Source organism: Streptomyces sp. NPDC043854 (assembly GCF_056436005.1).
Genome location: NZ_JBWKDK010000011.1, coordinates 65099 through 85403 on the forward strand (window position 1 = coordinate 65099; position 20305 = coordinate 85403).

18 protein-coding genes are annotated in these 20305 nt (G+C 74.7%); 13 read left to right on the plus strand and 5 right to left on the minus strand.

The genetic code is table 11. The features are described from left to right. The first annotated feature begins 16 nt into the window (after positions 1-16). Positions 17-934, plus strand: coding sequence for an RNA polymerase sigma factor SigJ (gene sigJ, locus AC068A_RS13070; RefSeq protein WP_478584322.1), 918 nt, complete (start codon positions 17-19; stop codon positions 932-934). A 58-nt stretch (positions 935-992) separates the two neighbouring features. Further along, positions 993-1739, plus strand: coding sequence for an SDR family oxidoreductase (locus AC068A_RS13075; RefSeq protein WP_478584324.1), 747 nt, complete (start codon positions 993-995; stop codon positions 1737-1739). Positions 1740-1984: 245 nt separating this feature from the next. Here AC068A_RS13075 and AC068A_RS13080 read toward each other — a convergent pair whose 3' ends face one another. Next, positions 1985-3136 carry an ROK family transcriptional regulator gene (locus AC068A_RS13080; protein WP_478584325.1) on the minus strand — a complete coding sequence of 384 codons (1152 nt, stop codon included), beginning with the start codon at positions 3134-3136 and terminating at the stop codon, positions 1985-1987. 59 nt (positions 3137-3195) lie between these two features. Here AC068A_RS13080 and AC068A_RS13085 point away from each other — a divergent pair, with 59 nt between their 5' ends. The 3 genes from AC068A_RS13085 to AC068A_RS13095 all read left to right on the plus strand — a co-directional run bounded on the left by AC068A_RS13085 (position 3196) and on the right by AC068A_RS13095 (position 6612). Further along, the gene (locus tag AC068A_RS13085) at positions 3196-4404 is read left to right on the plus strand and encodes an MFS transporter (protein WP_478584327.1); all 1209 of its coding nucleotides are present in this window, start codon (positions 3196-3198) and stop codon (positions 4402-4404) included. A gap of 84 nt (positions 4405-4488) precedes the next feature. Beyond that, positions 4489-5895, plus strand: a complete 1407-nt coding sequence (locus AC068A_RS13090) for a uracil-xanthine permease family protein (RefSeq protein WP_478584329.1) — start codon at positions 4489-4491, stop codon at positions 5893-5895. Positions 5896-5961: 66 nt separating this feature from the next. Beyond that, a complete protein-coding gene (locus AC068A_RS13095) occupies positions 5962-6612 on the plus strand; it encodes a DUF5995 family protein (RefSeq protein ID WP_478584487.1) in 651 nt (216 codons plus the stop codon). Positions 6613-6870: 258 nt separating this feature from the next. Here the strand turns inward: AC068A_RS13095 and AC068A_RS13100 are convergent, their stop codons facing one another. Both AC068A_RS13100 and AC068A_RS13105 read right to left on the minus strand, forming a co-directional pair. Continuing rightward, positions 6871-8568, minus strand: coding sequence for a flavin monoamine oxidase family protein (locus tag AC068A_RS13100; RefSeq protein ID WP_478584331.1), 1698 nt, complete (start codon positions 8566-8568; stop codon positions 6871-6873). 73 nt (positions 8569-8641) lie between these two features. Beyond that, positions 8642-9442 (minus strand): carbon-nitrogen hydrolase family protein, encoded by an 801-nt coding sequence (locus tag AC068A_RS13105; protein ID WP_478584332.1) that lies wholly within the window; start codon positions 9440-9442, stop codon positions 8642-8644. 419 nt (positions 9443-9861) lie between these two features. On the opposite strand from AC068A_RS13105, the gene AC068A_RS13110 reads away from it, so the two are divergent. Beyond that, positions 9862-10584, plus strand: a complete 723-nt coding sequence (locus AC068A_RS13110) for a GNAT family N-acetyltransferase (RefSeq protein WP_478584334.1) — start codon at positions 9862-9864, stop codon at positions 10582-10584. A 133-nt stretch (positions 10585-10717) separates the two neighbouring features. Then, positions 10718-11044: a WhiB family transcriptional regulator gene (locus tag AC068A_RS13115; RefSeq protein ID WP_478584336.1), complete on the plus strand. Its 327-nt coding sequence runs from the start codon at positions 10718-10720 to the stop codon at positions 11042-11044. Positions 11045-11268: 224 nt separating this feature from the next. On the opposite strand, the gene AC068A_RS13120 is transcribed toward AC068A_RS13115, so the two are convergent. After that, positions 11269-11724: an Lrp/AsnC family transcriptional regulator gene (locus AC068A_RS13120; protein ID WP_179177713.1), complete on the minus strand. Its 456-nt coding sequence runs from the start codon at positions 11722-11724 to the stop codon at positions 11269-11271. A gap of 10 nt (positions 11725-11734) precedes the next feature. Beyond that, a complete protein-coding gene (locus tag AC068A_RS13125) occupies positions 11735-13189 on the minus strand; it encodes an amino acid permease (protein WP_478584339.1) in 1455 nt (484 codons plus the stop codon). Positions 13190-13499: 310 nt separating this feature from the next. Here AC068A_RS13125 and AC068A_RS13130 point away from each other — a divergent pair, with 310 nt between their 5' ends. The 6 genes from AC068A_RS13130 to AC068A_RS13155 all read left to right on the plus strand — a co-directional run bounded on the left by AC068A_RS13130 (position 13500) and on the right by AC068A_RS13155 (position 20185). Further along, complete coding sequence (locus AC068A_RS13130) at positions 13500-14516, plus strand: GDSL-type esterase/lipase family protein (protein WP_478584340.1); 1017 nt, start codon at positions 13500-13502, stop codon at positions 14514-14516. Between the two features lie 125 nt (positions 14517-14641). Continuing rightward, entirely contained in the window at positions 14642-15625 is a 984-nt protein-coding gene (locus AC068A_RS13135) for an SCO0930 family lipoprotein (RefSeq protein ID WP_478584489.1), read from the plus strand. 119 nt (positions 15626-15744) lie between these two features. After that, entirely contained in the window at positions 15745-16581 is an 837-nt protein-coding gene (locus AC068A_RS13140) for a LytR/AlgR family response regulator transcription factor (RefSeq protein WP_478584342.1), read from the plus strand. A gap of 199 nt (positions 16582-16780) precedes the next feature. After that, a complete protein-coding gene (locus AC068A_RS13145) occupies positions 16781-17056 on the plus strand; it encodes a hypothetical protein (RefSeq protein ID WP_478584344.1) in 276 nt (91 codons plus the stop codon). Positions 17057-17177: 121 nt separating this feature from the next. Continuing rightward, entirely contained in the window at positions 17178-18956 is a 1779-nt protein-coding gene (locus AC068A_RS13150; protein ID WP_478584346.1) for a sodium/solute symporter, read from the plus strand. Beyond that, a complete protein-coding gene (locus tag AC068A_RS13155) occupies positions 18953-20185 on the plus strand; it encodes a histidine kinase (protein ID WP_478584348.1) in 1233 nt (410 codons plus the stop codon). The genes AC068A_RS13150 and AC068A_RS13155 overlap by 4 nt, the downstream gene beginning before the upstream one ends. The last annotated feature ends 120 nt before the right edge of the window (positions 20186-20305 follow it).

Genomic DNA, 20305 nt, shown 5'->3' on the forward strand with positions numbered 1-20305 from the left:
CCCGTACCCTGCTGCGGTGATCACTTCTGCCGCCGCCCGCACCGCGGACTTCGAGGAGCACCGGTCCCGGATGTTCGGCATCGCCTACCGAATGCTCGGCTCCGCCGGCGAGGCCGAGGACACCGTCCAGGACGCCTGGCTGCGGTGGAGCGCCGCGGACCGCGGCGACGTGGAACGCCCCGGCGCCTGGCTGGCGAAGGCCGTCACCCACCTGTGCCTGAACCGCCTCACCTCGGCGCGCGCCCGGCGCGAGGAGTACGTCGGCCCCTGGCTTCCGGAGCCCGTCCTCACCGACGGCGGCGCGCTCGGGCCGCTGGAGTCGGCGGAGCAGCGCGACAGCGTCTCGATGGCCCTGTTGGTGCTGCTGGAGCAGCTCACTCCGGTGGAGCGGGCCGTGTACGTGCTGCGCGAGGCCTTCGCGTACGGCCACCGGGAGATCGCCGGGCTCCTGGAGCTGTCCGAGGCCAACTGCCGGCAGCTCTACCGGCGGGCGTCGGCCCGGGTGGCGGAGGGCCGGGCCGCCGAGGGCCGGTCGGCGGCCTCGGAACGCAGGCGCTTCGAGGCGGACCCGGAGCGCTGGCGCGGGCTGGTGGAGGTCTTCCTCGCGGCGGCCCGGGACGGTGACCTGGTCCGGCTGGAGGGCATGCTCGCCGCCGACGTGCGGTACGTGTCGGACGGCGGCGGCGTGGTGAGCGCGGCCCGGCGGCCGGTCGTCGGCCGGGACCGGGTGGCCCGCTTCCTGGCGGGGGCGCTGCGCAAGTACGCCGCCGGCCTCCCGCTCGACTTCGCCGTGGTCAACGGGGAGCCCGCGCTGGTCGTCGGCGGGGCCGGGGTGCTGCTGGTGGAGTTCGAGGAGGGGCTGGTCAGGGGCGTGCGGGCGGTGGTCAACCCGCACAAGCTGGAATTCCTGCAGCGGCAGCTGTCACATTCCTGAGCGCTGTCCAATCCCAGCCGGTGAAGGCAATTCCCCGGAGAAGGAACGGACGGACACCATGAGCACGATCCTCGTCACGGGCGGCACCGGAACCCTCGGCACCCTGGTCGTCGCCCGGCTGCGGGCGGCGGGCCACGACGTGCGCGCCCTCAGCCGGCACTCCCGGGAGCACCCGGTCGACCTGGTGGACGGCCGCGGGCTGGACGCGGCGATGGCGGGCGCGGAGGTGGTCGTGCACTGCGCGTCCAACCCGCGCGGCGGTGACGACGTGGCCGCCGGGCACCTGATCGACGCGGCGCGGCGGACGGGGACCGTCACGAACATCGTCTACATCTCGATCGTGGGCGTGGACGTGGTCCCGCTCGGCTACTACCGGGTCAAGCACCGGGTGGAGCAGATGCTCCTGGAGTCGGGGCTGGGCGTGACCATCCTCCGGACGACGCAGTTCCACGAACTGGTGGCGATGATCACGGAGACGGTCGCGAAGGTGCCCGCGCCGGTGCCGGTGCCGCTGCCGAAGGGGGTGCGGGTGCAGCCGGTCTCCGTGGCGGAGGTCGCCGACCGGCTGGCGGAACTGGCGGTGCCGACCCCGGCGGGCCGGGTCCCCGACATGGGCGGGCCCGAGGTGCGCACGCTGGTGGAGCTGGGGCGGGCGTACCTGGACGCGACGGGCCGCAGGCGCCGGGTGTTCGCGCTGCCGCTGGCGGGCAAGGCGTACGCGGGGTTCGTGCGCGGCGGCAACCTGGCCCCGCGGCACGCGGTCGGCAAGGTGACATTCGCCGACTTCCTGGCCGAACGGGCCTGACCTGCACGCCGGTTGGACTCCTTCGGGCCCAGTCAGCCCCGGTCGGGCCCAGGCGGCCCCGGTCGGACCCGGTCGGCCCCAGGCGGGCTCCAATCGGACCCCGGCAGGCTCCGGTCGGACCCGGGCAGGCTCGGCCCAGGCGCCGGCCCGAGCCCGCCCGAGCGCCGGCCCGGTCCGGTCAAGCGCGGGCCCGAGTCCGCCCGGCCGCCGGGCAGGCACGCCCCGGGCGCCAGGCCGGAGCCCGGTCAGGCGCCGAAGAGGACCGCCTGGGCTGCGTCGGCGGCCGCGAGCCGGGCGCCGGCGAGGACCGCCGGGTCGCCGAGGGCGGTGGCCCGGACGGAGGTCGGCACCGGGGTCAGGGCGGCGAGACGGCGGGCGACCCGGTCGGCGAGGGCGGGGCCGCCCGCATGGCCGATCCCGCCGCCGAGCACCACGCACCCGGGGTCGAGGACGGCGGTGACCGCGGCCGCGCCCAGGGCGAGTCGCTCGGCGAGGGCGTCGAGGAAGGCCTCCCCCGCGGCTCCGGCCACCGCGTCCCGCACCGGCCCGGTGAAACCGTGCGCGGCGGCCAGCTCGGCCACCGCGGCCCGGCCGGCCAGGCTGTGGAAGCCGCCCGAGCAGTCGGTGCCGGACGGCAGCGCCCCCGTGCCCGGCACCGGAAGGAAGCCGATCTCGCCCGCGCCGCCGGAGGCCCCCCGGCGCAGCCGGCCGTCGAGGACCACGGCCGCGCCCACACCGGCGCCGAGCCACAGCAGGACGAAGGAGTCCGCGTCCCGGGCCGCGCCCAGGCGCTGCTCGGCCAGCGCGGCCAGGTTGGTTTCGTTCTCCACGGCGACCTGCGCGGGCAGCCGCCGCTGGAGGGCGGCCACCAGGTCCCGGTGCCAGGCCGGCAGCCCGGCGGTGCTGCGCAGTTCCCCGCCGGCCCGGGCGACCAGCCCGGGGGCGCCGACCACCACCGTGTGCAGCCGGTCCGCGCCGGCTTCGCCCGCCAGCGCCTCCAGGGCGTCCACGGCCTCCTCGACCGCGTCGACCGGCAGCGCCTGCTCGGCCAGGGGGCGGCCGAGCAGGTCGGTGACCACGGCGGTCGCGCTGTCGGTCCGTACGTCCAGGGCCGCCAGGTGGGCGCGGCGGGCGACGATCCCGTACACGCGGGCGTTGGGGCCGCGGCGCTGCTCGCCGGACTCCCCCACGACCTCGATCAGCCCGGCCTCGGTGAGCCGCTCGACCAGGTCGGCCACCGAGGGGCGGGACAGGCCGGTCAGCGCCTTGAGCTGAGCGGCCGTCAGGGGTCCCTCCTCGCACAGCAGGCGCAGGGCGAGGCGGTCGTTGATGGCCCGGGCCGTGCTCGGCGAGGCGGGGGACGGGGCGGCGGAGGGCCGGACCTTGGCAGCAGTCACGCGCCCATCCTAAAAGCCCTCCCTTACCATCAGGCAGCCTTCCTGATAGTTTCGTGTCCATGACCGGGGAACCCGACCTCAGCCCTGCGCGCCGCGCCCGCCTCGCCATCGCCGCCGTCTTCTGCGTCCACGGGGCCGTCACCGGCTCCTTCGCCACCCGCATCCCGTGGATCCAGGACCACGCCCAGCTCGGGTCGGGCGCCCTCGGCCTCGCCCTCGCGTTCCCCGCCCTCGGCGCGGCGCTCGCCATGCCGCTGGCCGGGCGGGTCAACCACCGCCTCGGGGCCCGGTCCGCGCTGCGCGTGATGCTGGCCCTGTGGACGCTGTCGCTCGCGCTGCCCTCCCTCTCCCCCGACCTGCCGGCCCTGTGCGCGGCGCTCCTCGCCTACGGGGCCGCCTCCGGGATGTCGGACGTGGCGATGAACGCGCTCGGGGTGGAGACCGAGAACCGGCTCGGCCGCTCGATCATGTCCTCGCTGCACGGCATGTGGAGCGCGGGCGCCCTGCTGGGTTCGGCCGCCGGTACCGCCGCCGCCCACGCGGGGGCCGGTGCGCAGCTGCACCACCTGCTCGCGGCGCTGGTGCTGACCGCCGCCGGGCTGGCCGCCGTACGGGGCGTGCCGGACCTGCGCAGCGGGGCGGACGAGCCGGCTCCGCCGCACTTCGCCCGACCTCCGGCGTCCGTGCTGCTGATCGGCCTGATCGGGTTCTGCGCGGTCTTCGCGGAGGGGGCGAGCCTGGACTGGTCGGCGGTCTACCTGCGGGACGTGCTGGGCGCGGACGCCGGGCTCGCGGCCGCGAGCACCACCGCCTTCGCGCTCACCATGACGCTCGCCCGGCTCGCCGGGGACCGGGTGGTGGACCGGTTCGGGGCCGTACGCACGGTCCGGGCGGGCGGGGCAGTGGCCGCGGCGGGGGGCCTGCTGGTGGTGACGGCCCGCCACCCGGCGGCGGCCATGGCGGGCTTCGGGCTGATCGGGCTCGGCGTCGCGGTGGTGGTGCCGCTGGCCTTCGCGGCGGCCGGGCGCAGCGGGCCGGCGCCCGCGCAGGCCATCGCGGGGGTGGCGACGATCACGTACACCTCGGGACTGATCGCCCCGTCGGCGATCGGCGCGGTGGCGGACGCGACCTCGCTGGTGGTGTCCTTCGGGCTGGTCACCCTGCTGGCGTTCGGGCTGACGGTGGGGGCCTCGGCGCTGCGGCCACGGCCGGCGGTCGAGGGTGCGGCCACCGCCAATCGGGACGAACCCACTGGTATGCGGCCGTAATATAACGCGGGCCTCGGCGGGATCACCGGCCTGCCCCGGCCAGAATGCTTGATCGACCGGCGCGATGGAAATGGTGGGTGGGACATGGGCCTCGGCGTGCGCTGGAACCTGCACGGAGACGGGCGGACTCCCGCCCCCGGCGCGGTGGTGCGGCCGGACGAGCGGCTGTCGTGGCCGCGCACGGCGGGGCTCGGCGCCCAGCACGTCGTGGCGATGTTCGGCGCGAGTTTCGTCGCTCCGGTCCTGATGGGCCTGGACCCCAACCTGGCGATCATGATGTCGGGTCTTGCGACGATCGTCTTCCTGCTGGCCACGCGCGGCCGGGTGCCCTCGTACCTGGGCTGCTCGCTGTCCTTCGTGGGCGTGGCGGCGGCGATCCGGGCATCGGGCGGGGACAGCGCGGTGGTCACCGGGGCCCTGTTCAGCGTGGGCGCGGCCCTGTTCCTGGCCGGCCTCGCGGTGCAGCGGTTCGGCGCGCGGATCATCCACGCGGCGATGCCGCCGGTGGTGACGGGCGCGGTGGTCATGCTGATCGGCTTCAACCTGGCGCCGGTCACGGCCTCGACGTACTGGCCGCAGGACCAGTGGACGGCGCTGCTGACCATGCTGTTCACCGGGCTGGCCGTGGTCTGCCTGCGCGGGTTCTGGTCGCGCATTGCGATCTTCCTCGGCCTGGTCTTCGGGTACGCGGTCTCCGCCCTCTTCGACCTGGTCTTCGGCAAGATCCACTCGCCGGCCGGCGGGACCGAGGCCGTGGACCACTGGCGGCTCGACCTCTCCGGGGTCGCCGAGGCCGACTGGATCGGCCTGCCGGCCTTCCACGCCCCGCAGTTCGAGTGGTCGGCGATCCTGGTCGCCCTGCCGGTGGTGATCGCCCTGATCGCCGAGAACACCGGGCACATCAAGGCCGTCGCCGAGATGACCGGCGACCCGCTCGACGACACCCTCGGCACGGCCATCGCCGCCGACGGCGGCGCGTCCATGCTGTCCACCGCGGTCGGCGGCCCGCCGAACACCACCTACTCCGAGAACATCGGCGTCATGGCGGCCACCCGGGTCTACTCGACGGCGGCCTACTGGGCCGCGGCCGGCTTCGCCCTCCTCTTCGGCCTGTGCCCCAAGTTCGGCGCGGTCGTGGCCGCGATCCCCGGCGGCGTGCTCGGCGGGATCACCGTCATCCTCTACGGCATGATCGGCCTGCTCGGCGCGCAAATCTGGCTGAACGGCCGGGTGGACCTGCGCAATCCACTGAACCTGGTGCCGGCCGCGGCGGGCATCATCATCGGTGTCGGCGGGGTGAAGCTCCAGCTCACCGAATCCTTCGAGCTCGGCGGGATCGCCCTCGGCACCCTCGTGGTGATCACCGGCTACCACACGCTGCGCTCCTTCGCCCCCGCGCACATGAAGGAGCAGGAGCCCCTGCTCGACGCGGGCACCTCCACGTACGACGAGGCCGCCGGGACCGGCGGCGGCGCGGACGGGCGCTCCTGAGCCGGTTCGCCCGAACCGGCGAAGCACACGGCCAAGTTCCCCGGAGCCGCGCCGCCGGCTGGGACCCTGCCTCCCGTGGAAGAAGTGCTGGCGCGGATGCGCGCCCTGGACGAGCGGCTCCCCGCGCGGGACGGCGTCGCCGTCTTCAACCGGGTGTACCTGACGGTGACGCAGACGCTGCACGAGCGCATCCGCCGCGGGGAGTTCCCCGCGCCCCGGCAGGCGGAGACGCTCAGCGTGCGGTTCGCGCAGCGGTACCTGGCCGCGGTGGAGTCGGACCGGGCCCCCGCCTGCTGGCGGCCCCTGCTCCAGTACCGGCGCCACCCCGGGGTACGGCCGCTCCAGCACGCCCTGGCCGGGATCAACGCGCACATCGGCCACGACCTGGCGCTGGCGGTGGTCGCCACCTGCCGGGCCCTGGACTGCGAACCGCGGGCGCTGGAAGCCGACTTCGACCGGGTCGGCGACTCCCTGGTCAGCCTGGAGGAGCGCATCCGGGAAGACCTGATGCCTGGCCCCGACCTGCTGGAGGTCGCCGACCCGCTGACGCACCTGCTCGGCTCGTGGAGCCTGGAGCGGGCGCGCGGCGCCGCCTGGTCGGCGGCCCGCCTGCTGTGGGGGCTGCGCCGCTCCCCCGACCTGGCGGAGGAGTTCACCGAGTCACTGGACGCGGGCGTGGGCCTGGTCGGCCGCTGCCTCCTGACCCCCACGGCCTGACCCCCACGGCCTGACGCCCTCCCCGGCCGGCGCGTGGCCGATGGAGCTCGCCCCCGGGCCCGCGCGGCGAGGCTGGATGGCCGGACTCCCGCCACAGCCGGCGGCAGGGCCGGATGTGCCGAGCTCCCGTCACACGAGGCGGCCGAGCCGCAGCCGAGGCCGGAATTGTCGGACCCCCGGCTCAAGTGACGGGCATGAAAACGGGCCGCCGCCGCGCTGAGTACGCGGGGGCGGCCCGTGGTCACGGGGAGCCGGGGGTCAGTCCTCCGGTAGCTCGACCGGGGCGATCTCGTCGTAGACGTCGCCCGGGCCCGGGTTGGTGGCGTCCGTGGAGCCACCGAGGTGGTGCATGACGCCCCAGACCGCGTTCAGCGCCGTCTGCACGGCACCTTCGGCCCAGCCGGCCGTCCAGGAGATGTCGTCGCCGGCGAGGAAGATGCCGCGCTTGTCCTCCGGGAGGCGGTCCTGCATGAAGTGGGTGAACAGGCGCCGCTGGTAGCGGTAGTGGCCGGGGAGGTTGGCCTTGAACGCGCCCATGAAGTAGGGCTCGTTCTCCCAGGAGACCGTCACCGGGTTGCCGATGATGTGGCGGCGGATGTCGACCTTCGGGTATATCTCGCCGAGGGACTTCAGCATGACCTCCATCCGCTCGTTCGCGGACAGCGGCAGCCACTTCAGGCTGTCGTCGCACCAGGTGTACGACAGGCAGATCACGGCCGGCTGGTCCGGGCCGTTGTCCAGCAGGTAGGTGCCGCGGGTCATCCGGTCCGTCAGCGTCATCGACATGACGTCGCGGCCGGTCTCCTCGTCCTTGTCCAGCCAGAACGGCCGGTCCACGGGGATGAAGAGCTTGGAGGACTCCATGTAGTGGGTGCGCTCGATCGCCGTCCAGTGGTCGATCGGGAACAGCGAGTCGTCGCACTCGATCTTGGAGAGCAGCATCCAGGACTGGGCCGTGAAGATCGCGGCACGGTACGTGCGGATGTCGCCGGAGGCGTCGGTCACCGTGATGCGGTTGCCGGCCGTGCGGTGCAGGCGGGTCACCGCCGGGCGCGGGGTGCCGTCGTGGAGGGAGGACAGCGAGGTGCCCTGCGCCCAGTGGACGATCTTCTCGGGCTCGCGCTCCCACAGGCGCAGCGGCAGCTGCTGGGAGCCGCCGACGATGCCGCGGTGGTGGTCGTCGGCCTCGGTGTAGACGACGCGCAGGATCTCCAGGATGGAGTTCGGGAAGTCGGTGTCCCAGCCGCCGGTGCCGAAGCCGACCTGGCCGAAAATCTCGCGCTTGCGGAAGGACTGGAAGGCCTCCGACTCGCACAGGTAGCCGTAGAAGGTCTGGTTGTCGAGCTTCTCGACGAGCTTGGCCCAGATTTCGCGGATGCGCGGGACGTCGCGCTCGCGCATCGCGGTGTTCATGTCGGAGAAGTCGGCGCCCTCCTCCAGGCAGGCGTTCCACGCGTCGGCGACGTCGCGGTAGACCTGCGGGAGGTCGGCGATCGTCTCGGCGTAGTGGGTCTCGCCCTTGAGGTCGACGACGGTGGAGGGGGTCGCCTCGGCCAGCGGGTTCGGGAACGGCTCCGTCTTCAGGCCGACGAGGTCGATGTAGTGCTGGAGGGCGGTGGAGGAGGGCGGGAAGCGCATGGCGCCCATCTCCGCGGTGAGCCCCTCCGTGCCGGTGCCCTCGAAGCCGACGGTGCGCAGGCGGCCGCCGATCTGGTCCGCCTCGTAGACGACGGGCTTGAGGCCCATCTTCATGAGCTCGTAGGCGGAGATGATGCCGGACAGGCCGCCGCCGATGACCGCGACCTCGGTGCCGTGCTCGGTCGCCGGTATCTGGCCCAGGCCCGCCGCGTGGGCGAGGAAGTCGTCGTAGGCGTACGGGAAGTCCGGGCCGAACATGGTGATCGGCGGCTGGCCGCCGCTGTGCGGGACGGCGGTGGTGGGCACCGTGGACGTCATGGGGGTACGACTCCTTGCAGGGTGGGGCAGAGGGGGAGGGCGGAGCGGGCCGGGGGGCCGGGGGCCGCGTGGCTCAGACGAGGGAGGAGTAGAGCCCGGGGCGGCGGTCGCGGAGGTAGGGGTTGTTCTCGCGCGAGTTCCGCAGCAGCTCGGGATCGGCCTCGCCGATCACCATCTCCTCGCCGCGGCCGGCCCGGGTCCGGGTGACCCCGTCCGGGGAGGCCAGGCAGCTGAGTCCGACGAACTCGAACTCGCCTTCCGGGCCGGTGCGGTTGACGTACGCGATGTACATCTGGCTCTCGAAGGCCCGTACCGGGACGAGCTGTTCGGCGACGAACTGGAACGGGTGCATCTGCGCGGTCGGCACGAGGAGGAGGTCGGTGCCGGCCAGCGCGTGGGCCCGGACGTTCTCCGGGAACTCCACGTCGTAGCAGATCATGATGCCGATGCGGAGGCCGTTCAGGTCGGCCTGCACCACCTGGGTGTCGCCGAGCGTGAAGGCCTCCTGCTCGAAGCAGCCGAACAGGTGGGTCTTGCGGTAGTTCGCGAGGCGGGCCCCGTCCGGGCCGATGAGCTGCGCCGAGTTGTAGACCGTCGCGCCGTCCCGCTCCGGGTAGCCGTACAGGACGGCGAGCCCGTGGCGGCGGGCGATCTCGCCGATGGCGCGGGCCGACATGCCGTCGGCGGCCTCGGCGAGGGAGGCGATGTCCTCGACCGGCAGTGCGTAGCCGGTCAGGAACATCTCCGAGGTCACGAGGAGGCCTGTGCCTGCCTCGGCGGCGCGGGCCGCGGCCTCGTCGAGCGCCTTCAGGTTCACGGCGGTGTCGCCGAGAACTCCGGAGCTCTGGAGGAGAGCGGTGCGCAGCGGGGGCATGGGCGTACCTCTGTGGCAGATGGGGTGGGGTGTCCTATGAAGGTACGGTTACGCGTTCGACCCGGACAAGCCGTGACCGTTGCGCTGCGCGCATCGAATCGTTGCGCGTTTGCCGGGCGTGGCGGCGATTCGTTGCGCGGAGGGCCGCGGGGTTCCCCGCCCCGGCGGGCCGGAACGGGCCTCGGGCGCCGGTCCGGGAGGCCGGGCGGGCGCCGAGTCGGCGCAGGTCATCGAGGATATCGGCCGTCGCGCCGCCGGCGGTGGGCCCGTCCGTTCCTCCCCCGGGGCATAAAGACACCCGCGACCGTTGCTGACCGTGGTGACCGTCGTACCGAGCAGTCTGTCGGCGGTGCGCGGGGCCGTCATGACGCCGTCCGGGGCCCGGGGCGCGCCGCCCCCGGAGAGGAGTGCACCGCCCCGTGTCGCCCGAAACCGAGACCGCAGCGCCCGTCCACGTCCTGGACAACCCGGTCTGGGCCGCGCTGAACGGCCCGAGCGGCGGTGCCTTCGCCGAGACCGCGCCCGGCGGGCTGGCCGCCCGCTACACCGCCGACACCTCGCCGTTCGGGGCATTGGCGGACCCGCAGGATCCGCGCGCCTGGGCCGACCTGGCGGAGCTGCTGGGGCCGGACGCGCCGGTGTGGGTCACCGGGGTGCTGACCCCGCCGCCGGGGTGGACGAGGGTGCAGTCGGTCGAGGGGGTGCAGCTCGACGGCTCGGCGGTACGGGCCGAGCCCGCGCCGGAGGCGGTGCGGCTGGGCCCGGCGGACGTGCCGGAGATGCTGGAGCTGGTGGAGCTGACGAAGCCGGGGCCGTTCCTGGACCGGACCGTCGAGCTGGGCACCTACCTGGGCATACGGCGCGGGGGGCGGCTCGTCGCGATGGCGGGCGAGCGGATGCGGCCGCCGGGCTGGTCGGAGATCAGCGCGGTGTGCACCCACCCGGACCACCGGGGCCGGGGGCTCGCGGCGCGGCTGATCCGGGCGGTGGCGGCGGAGGTCGCGGCCCGCGGCGAGCGGCCGTTCCTGCATGCCGCGGCGGACAACGCGGGAGCGATCGCCCTGTACGAGTCGATGGGCTTCACCCTGCGCCGCCGCCCGTCCTTCATCGGCCTGCGGACCCCGGCGGCGCCGCAGGGCTGACCGGCTCCGGGGGCGGTCCCCGGCCCGGCAGGGGCGGAATCGCGCCATCCGGCGCGCCTCGCGGCAGCCGGCAAGTTTGGCGGGGCGCCGAGCGGTCACACGCGGACTCGTCGACGACAGGAGGTACACCGCCATGAACGACGTCTCACGGCTGCCGGGGGCCGCGTACCACCACTGGCAGTGGCAGCTGCGGGCGGCCTGCCGGAACCTGGGCCCCGGCCGCTTCTACCACCCGGCCGGCGAGCGGGGTGCGGAGCGGGAGGAGCGCGACGAGGCGGCGAAGCGGGTGTGCGCGGTCTGCCCGGTGCGGGCCGCGTGCCTGGAGCACGCGCTGCGCACGCGCGAGCCCTTCGGGGTGTGGGGCGGGCTGACGGAGGAGGAGCGACGGGCGCTGCTGGCCCGCCGGGAGGCCGTCGGGGCCGGCCGCGCGCTCTCCGCCGGGGCCCGCGGCGGCCGGTGAGCCGCGCCCCGCCGCTGCGGTGCAGCGGGCGGGCCGCCGGGTCGGCCCGGCGCGGTGTGGCGAGCCGGTCGCCGGGGCGGGCCGACCCCTCATGGCGCGGCGCAGCAGGTACGACCGAAGGCCCCGGCACGGGGATGCCGGGGCCTTCGGTCGTACCTGTCGTGGGCCTGCCGCTGCGGTCCGGGCGGCGTGGACGGGCGGGGGCCGTTCTGCGGCCCGCCCTCTTACGCGGGGGCGCCGGAGGTGAAGCGGCGCAGGAGCGGGGAGAGGACGAGCACCGACTTGGTGCGCTCCACGAAGGGCTCGCCCGCGATGCGCTCCAGGACCCGCTCGAAGTGCCGCATGTCGGAGGCGAAGACCTGGACGAGGGCGTCCGCATCGCCGGTCACGGTCGAGGCGGACACCACCTCCGGGTACCGCTCCAGTCCTCGCCGGATGTCGTCCGGGGAGGTGTTGTGGCGGCAGTAGATCTCGATGAACCCCTCGGTCTCCCAGCCCATGGCGGCGGGGTCGACGCGGACGGTGAAGCCGGTGATGGCCCCCTCGCTCCGCAGCCGGTCCACGCGCCGTTTGACGGCCGGGGCCGAGAGGCCGACCTCGGAGCCGATGTCCGCGTAGGAGCGGCGGGCATCCTCGGCGAGGGCGTGCACGATGCGTTCGTCGAGATCGTTCAGTCGCACTGCGGGTGGATCACATTTCTGCTGTGGCCAGTCGGGAGCGGCGGACGCCGTACAGGAAGTACACCACGACACCGACGACCATCCAGAGACCGAACGCGATCCAGGTCGGCATCGGCAGGCTGTACATCATGTACGCGCAGGCGATGAAGCCGAGGATCGGGGTGACCGGGAAGAGGGCCACCTTGAAGGTGCGCGGCATGTCGGGCCTGGTGCGGCGCAGGATCACCACGGCGACGTTGACCAGGGCGAAGGCGAAGAGGGTGCCGATGCTGGTGGCGTCGGCCAGGTGGCTCAGCGGGATGAAGGCCGCGAGGGTGCCGCAGAAGACGGAGACGATGACCACGTTGGCGCGCGGGGCGCCGGTCTTCTCGTCGACCTTGGCGAAGACCTTGGGGACGAGGCCGTCGCGGGACATCGCGAAGAGGATGCGGGTCTGGCCGTACAGGACGGCGAAGACGACGGAGGCGATGGCGACGACGGCGCCCGCGGCGAGGACGACGCCCCAGAAGGAGTGGCCGGTGACGTCGGTCATGATCTGGGCGAGCGCGGCCTCGGTGCCCTCGAAGTCCTGCCAGGGCATGGCGCCGACGGCGACGAAGGCGACGAGGCAGTACAGGGCGGTGACGATGCCCAGCGACAGCATGATCGCGCGCGGCAGGTCCTTCTTCGGGTTCTTGGCTTCCTCACCGGCGGTGGAGGCGGCGTCGAAGCCGATGTAGGAGAAGAAGAGGGTGGAGGCGGCGGTGCTGATGCCGGCGATGCCGAGCGGGGCCAGCGGGGCGTAGTTGCCGCCCTTGATGCCCAGGACGCCGATGCCGATGAAGAGCAGCAGCGTGACGATCTTGACGACGACCATGATCGTGTTGATGCGGGCGCTCTCCTTGGCGCCGCGCATCAGGAACACCATGGCGAGCAGGACCACGACCAGCGACGGCAGGTTGATGAAGCCGCCCTCGCCCAGCGGGGCGGAGAGGCTCTGGGGGATGGTGAAGCCGAATATCCCGTCGAGGAGCTCGTTGAGGTACTGGCCCCAGCCGACGGCCACGGCCGCGACGGAGACGGCGTACTCCAGGACCAGGCACCAGCCGCAGACCCAGGCGACGAACTCGCCCATCGTGGCGTACGCGTACGAGTACGAGGAGCCGGAGACGGGCACGGAGCCGGCCAGCTCCGCGTAGGAGAGGGCCGAGAAGAGCGCGGTGAGGCCCGCGATGATGAAGGAGATCGTCACGGCGGGGCCGGCCACGGGGGCCGCCTCGCCGAGGACCACGAAGATGCCGGTGCCCAGCGTGGCGCCGATGCTGATCATCGTCAGCTGCCACATGGTGAGCGAACGCCGCAGGACGCCGCCCTCACCCTGGCCGCCCTCGGCGACGAGCTGCTCCACGGGCTTGCGGCGGAGCAGCGGGTTCACAGGCCCCCGCGACTCCTTCGAGAGCGGCGGCGCCTGGTCGTGGTCGAGCACGAGGGGACTCCTTTGACACTGCGGATGGGGGGTTGAGGCATCGACCGCAGCGATCCGGAGCAGGACACAGACATGCGTCTGGGCATGGGGCGGACCGCCGAGCAGGCGGTCCGCGCCACTCCACGTACAGCGAGTGAGCCTACGAGCTGAGAGATACCGCCCGTAATGCGCCATCCTTGCACATTGGCGCACGATCGTTGCACGGATCCGTTCCGGATGGCCCTTTGTTGCACGCAGATGATCGATCAGTGCGTGAATCGCCCAAACCGCCCTTCTTGACAGCCCGTCAGAGTTGCCGCAGCGTGCCGCCATGGATGCCGATACCGCGGCCACTGCCTGGCTCGATCCGCAGCCCTTCCTGCGCGGGGTCGCCTGGCTCGATCGGGGCCGCCCGGTCCGGGCCGATCCGGCCGACACCCTGCGGCTGCCCTGGGACACCCGCGAGCGGGCCAGGCTGCCGATCGGGGTGCGGCTGGAGTTCACCGCGGGGGACGGGGCACAGGCCGTGGACATCCGCTACCGGGCCACGGTCCCCGGCCCCACCGACGCCCTGCGCGACCTCGCCCACGGCTTCGCCCTGTGGGACCGCCACGGGGTGGTCCGCGAGGTCTGGACCGACCCGGCCCCCGAGGCCGTCGTCCGCATCGGCCTGCCCGGCGGGCCCGGCCCCTTCACCGTCCACCCGCCCGAGGCGCAGTCGCCGCGGATCCTGGGCCTGCGCGGGGTCGGCGGGCCCGTCGCCCCGGCCCCGGCCGCCCCGCGCTGGGTGGTGCACGGCGACTCGATCACCGAGGGGTGGTGGTCGACCCGCCCCGCCCACGGCTGGCCGGCCGTCGCCGGACGGGTCCTCGGCTGGGACACCGTCAACCTCGGGTACGCGGGCGCCGCGCGCGGCGAACTCGCCACCGCCGAGCAGCTGGCCGCACTCCCCGCCGACGTCCTCACCCTCGCCTTCGGCACCAACTGCTGGTCCCGCGTCCCCCATTCGGCGCCCCTGCTGTACGAGACCACCCGGGCCTTCCTCGACCTGGTCCGCCAAGGACACCCGCACACCCCGCTGCTGCTGGTCTCCCCGGTGCTGCGGCCCGACGCCGAGCGGACCCCGAACCGGCTGGGCGCCACCCTGGGCGCCCTGCGCGACGCGATGGAGCGGGCCGCCCGGGACCGGATGGCCGCCGGGGACGGCCGGCTGGCCCTGCTGCCCGGCCGGGACGTGCTCGGACCCGAGCACCTGGCGGACGGACTGCACCCCAACGACGCCGGACACCGGGCCCTGGGCCTTGCTGTGGTCACGGCTCTGGGCCGGGCCGGGTTCGACGGCGGCTGAGTGAAACACCCCACACCGCCCGCCGTGAACAGACCGGGCTCCCCAGGCCGTGTCCTGAGCACAGTTGCCGGCGCACCGCACACCAGGCGCCGGACACGGGAACACCACACGTGGGAGAGAACGAGATGGGCATCAAGCGCGGAACCACCCTGGCCACCGTGGCGGTCGTCGTCGCACTGACCGCGACGGCCTGCGGCCAGGGCGAGACCAAGGCCGGCGCGGTCAAGCCGGCGGGGGCCGCCGCGCAGGCGGGATCCGAGTACGGCTCCGATTACGGCTCGGGCGGCGACGCGGGCGCGGGCGCGGGCACCAAGGCAGGCGGGCAGCTGGCGGTGGCGCAGACCGAGCAGCTCGGCCAGGTCCTCACCGACAGCGCCGGCTTCACCCTCTACCGCTTCGACAAGGACACCGCGAAGCCGCCGAAGTCGAACTGCGACGGCGACTGCGCCAAGGCCTGGCCCCCGGTCCCGGCCGGCGACGCCACCGCCGCCGCGGGCATGGACGCGTCCGTGATCGGCGAGGTGGCCCGCAGCGACGGCAGCAAGCAGCTGACGGTCGGCGGCTGGCCGGTGTACCGCTACGCCAAGGACACCAAGGCCGGGGAGCTGAACGGGCAGGGCGTCGGCGGCACCTGGTTCGCGCTCGCCCCCGACGGCAAGAAGGCCGCGAAGCCGGCGGCCGGCTCGGGCTCCGGATCCGGCCAGGGCTCCGGCTCGGGCTCCGGCTCGGGCTCCGGTGCCGCCCCGGCCCAAGGGGCGCTGTCCGTGGCCAAGGACCCCAAGCTCGGCGACCACATCGTCGACGGCAACGGCATGACGGTCTACCGTTTCAAGAAGGACACCGCCTGGCCGATGGCCTCCAACTGCACCGGCGACTGCCTGGCCAAGTGGCCGGTCGTGCCCCCGGTGGACAAGGCCAACGCCAAGGGCATCACGGAGAAGGGCTTCTCGGTGCTCGACCGCCCCGACGGCACGAAGCAGCAGAGCGTCGACTGCTGGCCCATCTACACCTTCACCGGCGACAAGAAGCCCGGTGACATCAACGGCCAGGGCGTCGGCGGCACCTGGTACGCCGTCGCCCCCGACGGCAAGCTCATCACCACCTCCTGACCGCCCCCCTCCCCCCTCCCCCCGCCCTCCGAGCCGCGCGGCCCCCCGCCTCCCCCTCCCCCGGCGGGCGGGCCGCGCACCGTTCCGCCGGGGCGCGCCCCTCCCTACACTCTCGTCGCATGCTGCGCGTACTGGCCGTCGACGACGAGAAGCCGCTCCTCGAGGAACTCCTCTACCTGCTGCGGTCCGACGACCGCGTCCTGAGCGCCGAAGGCGCCTGCGACGCCACCGGGGCGCTGCGCCGGATCACCCGGGCGCTGGAGAGCGGGCCCGACGGGGCCGATGCCATCGACGTGCTCTTCCTGGACATCCACATGGCCGGGCTGACCGGGCTCGACATCGCCCGGCTGCTGGCCGGGTTCGCGCAGCCGCCGCCGATCGTGTTCGTCACCGCCCACGAGGGCTTCGCCGTGCAGGCCTTCGACCTGAAGGCCGTGGACTACGTCCTCAAGCCGGTCCGGCCGGAGCGGCTGGCCGAGGCCGTCCGGCGGGCCTGCGACCACCTCGGCCGCAGCGCCGCGCAGCAGACGCCCTCCCCGGCCGGGCCGGCCGGCCCCGCCGCCGTTCCGCCCGCCGTCCCCGCGCAGTACCGCCCCGCCGCGGCGACCGCCGCCGACCGCGCCCAGGACCTGATCGCCGTCGAGCTGGGCGGGGTCACCCGGTTCGTCGCGATCGCCGACATCGCCTACGTCGAGGCCCAGGGCGACTACGCCCGGCTCCACACCGACGCGGGCAGCCACCTCGTGCGCATCCCGCTGTCCACCCTGGAGGAGCGCTGGGCGGCCCGCGGGTTCGTCCGCATCCACCGCCGCCACCTGGTCGCGCTGCGCCGGATCGACGAGCTCCGGCTGGACGCCGGCACCACCAGCGTCCGGGTCGGCGCCGCCGAACTCCAGGTCAGCCGCCGGCACGCGCGCCAGCTGCGGGACCTGCTGATGCGCCAGGCGACCGGCTGACGCGCCAGGTGACCGGCTGCTGCGCCAGGCGACGGGCCGGCGCACCGGCCGTCCGGCGCGCGGGCCGGCCGTTCGTCGCGTCGCACGGCGCGTACGGCGCCCCACCCGTGCCGCCGGTCGCAGGGCCGGCGGCGGCATGCACCCGAGCCCCCGGCCGCCCCTATCGTGGAACCGCAGCTCGTCAGGGAAGGGGGTGCCGATGGCCGAGATCCAGGCACTGCTCGACGCAGTGGCCGGACTGCCCCGGACCCGGCCGGCCGGTCCCGCCGAGGCCGAGGTGCTCCTCGCCCGGCTGCGCAGCGCCGCCGCCCGCTGGGCCGACGTCCTGTACGCGGCGAACGAGGGGGTCCGCCTCCAGCTGCCGCCCCGGGCGGAGGCCGCGCTGCGGCTGGCGTTCCGGCGCGCCGAGGACTCGTACGTGGAGCTGGAGATCGCGCTGCGGGACTGCACGGAGCACCGCGACCCGGCCCCCTGAGCTCCCGCATGGCCGACGGCAGGCCCCCCGGAACGCGCCGGATCACGCCTGTTGCGGCCCGGTCGCGCTGCATAGACTCCGGTCACCCCTGCCGTCCCCCTCCCCGGCCGAAGGACCCCCGGTGAACCAGACGTACGCGCTGACCGCGGTCACCGTCGTCGTCCTGGTGACGGTCCTGGTCGGCGCGCTGGGCCTGCGGATATCCCGTACCACCTCCGACTTCTACGTCGCCTCGCGCACCGTGGGCCCCCGTCTCAACGCGGCCGCGATCAGCGGGGAGTACCTCTCCGCGGCCTCCTTCCTGGGGGTTGCGGGGCTGGTGATGCTCCAGGGGCCCGACATGCTCTGGTATCCGCTGGGCTACACCGCCGGCTACCTGGTGCTGCTGGCCCTCGTGGCGGCCCCGCTGCGCCGCTCGGGGGCGTACACGCTGCCCGACTTCGCCGAGGCCCGCCTCCAGTCGCAGGCGGTGCGCCGCATCGCGGTGCTGTTCGTCGTCGGGGTCGGCTGGCTGTACCTGCTGCCGCAGCTCCAGGGCGCGGGGCTGACCCTGGAGATCCTGACCGGGGCCCCGCACTGGGTGGGCGGGGTGGTCGTCGCCTCCGTGGTGACCGCGGCCGTGGCCGCCGGCGGCATGCGGAGCATCACCTTCGTGCAGGCCTTCCAGTACTGGCTCAAGCTCACCGCGCTGCTGGTGCCCGCCTTCTTCCTGCTGGCCGCCTGGGCCGGGGACGGCGCGCCGCGGGCCTCCTTCGACGCCCCGGCGGTCTTCCGCGAGCACACCGCGGTCACCCTCGCCGAGGACGTCCGCCTCACCCTGGACGCGCCGCTCGCGGTGACGGTCACCGGGCAGGTGGACGGACGGACGCACACGGCGGCCCCGCTGGCGCTCCGGGCCGGGGAGCACCTCGTACGGGCCGGCGCACGGCTGGAGTTCACGCCCGGCACCCCCGTGCCGCAGTCCCGGCCGGCGGCCGGGGCCGGGGCCTCGCGCTGGTCGGAGCCGCTGGCCGGGGACCGGCCGGCGTTCGGCCTGTACGCGACGTACGGGCTGATCCTGGCCACCTTCCTCGGCACGATGGGGCTGCCGCACGTCGCCGTGCGGTTCTACACGAGCCCCAACGGGCCGGCCGCGCGCCGCACCACGCTGGCGGTGCTCGCCCTGCTCGGCTTCTTCTACCTGCTGCCACCGGTGTACGGGGCCCTCGGCCGGACCTACGTGCCCGAACTGGCCCTGACCGGGGACGCGGACGCGGCCGTGCTGGTGCTGCCGGAGCGGATGCTGGGCGGGCTGCTCGGCGACCTCCTGGGGGCGCTGCTGGCCGGGGGCGCGTTCGCGGCGTTCCTGTCGACGGCGTCGGGGCTGACCATGGCGGTGGCCGGGGTGCTGCACCAGGACGTGCTGGCGCGGCGGGGGGTGCGGGCCTTCCGCCTCGCGGTGCTGGTGGCGGTGCTGGTGCCGCTGGCGGGGAGCGTGGCGCTGGCCGACGTGCCGGTGGCGGACGCGGTGGGGCTGGCGTTCGCGGTGTCGGCCTCCTCGTTCTGCCCGCTGCTGGTGCTGGGGATCTGGTGGCGGGGGCTGACCCCGCCGGGGGCCGTGGCCGGGATGCTCACCGGCGGCGGGGCGGCGCTGGGCGCGGTGCTGGCGACCCGGGCGGGGCTGGCCCCGGAGGGCTGGGCGCACGCGCTGCTGGCCTGGCCGGCGGCCTGGTCGGTGCCGCTGGGCTTCATGACCATGGTGCTGGTGTCGCTGGCGACCCGGTCGCGGGTCCCGGCGGGGACGGCGGCGACCCTGGCCCGGCTGCACCTGCCCGAAACCGTGGCCGGCGGCCTCCCCGGGGGCGGCGGCCGTCCGGGCGACGGCCTCGCGGGCGGTGCCCGCGCCGGGGGTGCGCGGTGACCGCGGCACTGCTGGCCGCCTCGGCGGTGTCGGGGGCCGTGCTGCTGGGCCTGGGCTGGGCGGGCGGGCGGTGGCACGCCCGGCGCGGCGAGCGGGCGGCCGGGCCGGACCTGGGCACCCCGGTGGAGCGGGCCACGTTCCACACCCTGTACACCGCGTCGCTGGCCGCTCCCCCGCTGCGGGCCGGGCTGACCGAGGACGCCGCCCGCAAGGCGGCCCGGCGGCTGCGCTCACTGCTGGGGACGGAGGCGCTGTGCCTGACGGACCGGGAGTCGGTGCTGGCGTGGGACGGGCCGGGGGCCGACCACCACCAGCGGCGGGCGATGGCGCGGGTCGCGGTCATGCTGGACTCGGGGCGCAGTCAGAGCGTGCGGACCGGGTGCCAGCGGCCCGACTGCCCGCTGAAGTGGGCGGTGGTCGCCCCGCTGACCGGGGAGGACGGGGTGCTGGGGGCGCTGGTGGCGTACGGCTCGCGGGAGTCGGCGGTGCTGGTGCGGGCGGCGACCGAGGTGGCGCGGTGGGTCTCGGTGCAGCTGGAGCTGGCGGAGCTGGACCGCTCGCGGACCCGGCTGATGGAGGCGGAGATCAAGGCGCTGCGGGCGCAGATTTCCCCGCACTTCATCTTCAACTCCCTGGCCGCGATCGCCTCGTTCGTCCGGACCGACCCGGAGCGGGCCCGTGACCTGCTGCTGGAGTTCGCCGACTTCACCCGCTACTCCTTCCGGCGGCACGGGGAGTTCACCACGCTGGCCGAGGAACTGCGGTCCATCGAGCAGTACCTGGCCCTGGCAGGGGCGCGGTTCGGGGACCGGCTGAAGGTGACCCTTCAGGTGGCTCCGGAGGTGCTGCCGGTGGCGCTGCCGTTCCTGTGCCTCCAGCCGCTGGTGGAGAACGCGGTCAAGCACGGGCTGGAGAACTCGGCCGGGGAGTGCCTGATCACGATCGCCGCCCGGGACGCGGGGGCGGAGGCGGTGATCAGCATCGAGGACAACGGGGTCGGGATGGATCCGGCCCTGCTGCGGCGGATCCTGGCCGGGGAGCAGGCCGGGGCCTCGTCCGGGATCGGGCTGACGAACGTGGACGAGCGGATCCGGCAGGTGTACGGGGACGCGTACGGGCCGGTGATCGAGACGGGGATCGGGGCGGGGATGAAGGTCGTCCTGCGGATCCCGAAGTACCGGGCGGGTGTGCACAGCTCCGTCCCCGGGGAGCCGCGCCCCCGCCCCTGACCTGCCCGTTCTCCCCGCGACCGGGCCCCGCAGACGCCGGTGGGGGGGGGGGGGGGGGGGGGGGGGGGGGGGGGGGGGGGGGGGGGGGGGGGGGGGGGGGGGGGGGGGGGGGGTGGGACG

Bases quoted from the DNA above. Each gene is read 5' to 3' on its own strand.
- AC068A_RS13105 (WP_478584332.1), bottom strand. From the start codon at position 9,442: ATGCCCCCGCTGCGCACCGCTCTCCTCCAGAGCTCCGGAGTTCTCGGC.
- AC068A_RS13115 (WP_478584336.1), top strand. From the start codon at position 10,718: ATGAACGACGTCTCACGGCTGCCGGGGGCCGCGTACCACCACTGGCAG.
- AC068A_RS13075 (WP_478584324.1), top strand. From the start codon at position 993: ATGAGCACGATCCTCGTCACGGGCGGCACCGGAACCCTCGGCACCCTG.
- AC068A_RS13135 (WP_478584489.1), top strand. From the start codon at position 14,642: ATGGGCATCAAGCGCGGAACCACCCTGGCCACCGTGGCGGTCGTCGTC.
- AC068A_RS13130 (WP_478584340.1), top strand. From the start codon at position 13,500: ATGGATGCCGATACCGCGGCCACTGCCTGGCTCGATCCGCAGCCCTTC.
- AC068A_RS13085 (WP_478584327.1), top strand. From the start codon at position 3,196: ATGACCGGGGAACCCGACCTCAGCCCTGCGCGCCGCGCCCGCCTCGCC.
- AC068A_RS13100 (WP_478584331.1), bottom strand. From the start codon at position 8,568: ATGACGTCCACGGTGCCCACCACCGCCGTCCCGCACAGCGGCGGCCAG.
- AC068A_RS13090 (WP_478584329.1), top strand. From the start codon at position 4,489: ATGGGCCTCGGCGTGCGCTGGAACCTGCACGGAGACGGGCGGACTCCC.
- AC068A_RS13140 (WP_478584342.1), top strand. From the start codon at position 15,745: ATGCTGCGCGTACTGGCCGTCGACGACGAGAAGCCGCTCCTCGAGGAA.
- AC068A_RS13145 (WP_478584344.1), top strand. From the start codon at position 16,781: ATGGCCGAGATCCAGGCACTGCTCGACGCAGTGGCCGGACTGCCCCGG.